Origin of the sequence: Mesorhizobium sp. M5C.F.Ca.IN.020.32.2.1 (genome assembly GCF_004023105.1) — a bacterium.
Lineage (GTDB): Bacteria > Pseudomonadota > Alphaproteobacteria > Rhizobiales > Rhizobiaceae > Mesorhizobium > Mesorhizobium wenxiniae.
The window spans coordinates 1-1,027 of record NZ_RZSX01001365.1 but is presented as its reverse complement, the minus strand read 5'-3'; the positions used below and the strand labels follow the sequence as shown (position 1 = coordinate 1,027).

The following is a 1,027-nucleotide window of genomic DNA, read 5'->3' as shown; positions in this document are numbered from 1 at the left end:
GCTCTCGCCTGGGCGCCAGACGCTGAGGGTGGGCTGAACGCCGACAACATAGGTCAGACCGAGCTCGGACAGGCCCGCGCGGAAACCGCCGTCGGCGCCATATCCGGCGTCGGCCAAAACCACGCCGGGCGCGACGCCCTCGGCCTTGGCCGTCCTGATCTGCTCGAGCGCGATCTGCGGCATGGTCCGGAACGTGATCTCCGCCGGAATCTTGGCCTTCTTACGTTGTTCCGGATCCTCCGCCCAGCTGTGCGGGAGATACAGTTCGTAGGCGATCGGAAGCGAGGCTGCGTCATTTGCGATCGACAGGCTAACCGCAATCTGACAGTTGTCCTGCTTGCCCAACTGGCCGCAATACTGGCGCGCCACGCCCACCGAGTGCTTGCCCTTCTTGGGAAAGCCGGTGTCGTCGACGATCCATGCCCGGATCGGTCCACGCTGCTCGATCCGTGGAAGAACCCAGTCGCGAACCCGCGCCAGCAAGGCCGCGCCCGACCACGGCGCCTGTCCCACGAAATGCAGCAGAGACTGATGCTTGGCCGCTACCCGCGACGGTGCCGTGACGGCCGCCAACGGTTCCACGCTCTTGCGCTCCATCGGCATCAGAAGTCCCAGGCAATAATCCTTCAGCGGCTCAGCTCGGTCGGCGTGGCCGATCACCCCGATCAAAGCATCGATATAGGGTAACGTATGTCCGCTTCTGCCGGTGAGGTGGCTCGCCCTACACTGCGCGTCCGAGGGTTGCTCGGCGGGCCGAGCCGATCCTCATCACAGGAGGACGAGCCGTGTCAGATTATAGGGAAGCATTTGTCGGAATCATGTCGCAAAGCTTAGGAACGCCATCGCGATTGCGGATGCCGGCCGGGAGGGAGAAGTTCGCTTCTTCGGCGAGGTCGACGCCTCGGATGAGAGCATGCGCCGAGTTATCCAGCGGATCGCCAACAGGTTCGATCGAGTCCATTTCTGCTACGAGGCCGGCCCGACCGGCTATGGTCTCTATCGGCTGATCCGTTCGCTGGGTCACGAA

1 protein-coding gene and 1 pseudogene are annotated in these 1,027 nt (G+C 63.5%); one reads left to right on the top strand and one right to left on the bottom strand.

Annotation, left to right across the window (positions count from 1 at the left end):
- The coding region (locus EOA86_RS36030; protein WP_245497494.1) for an IS701 family transposase at nucleotides 1-678 on the bottom strand (678 nt) is incomplete at its 3' end.
- Nucleotides 679-785: 107 nt separating this feature from the next.
- Between EOA86_RS36030 and EOA86_RS41010 the strand changes: the two are divergent.
- Nucleotides 786-1,027 (top strand): annotated as a pseudogene (locus EOA86_RS41010) (IS110 family transposase); the annotation flags it as partial.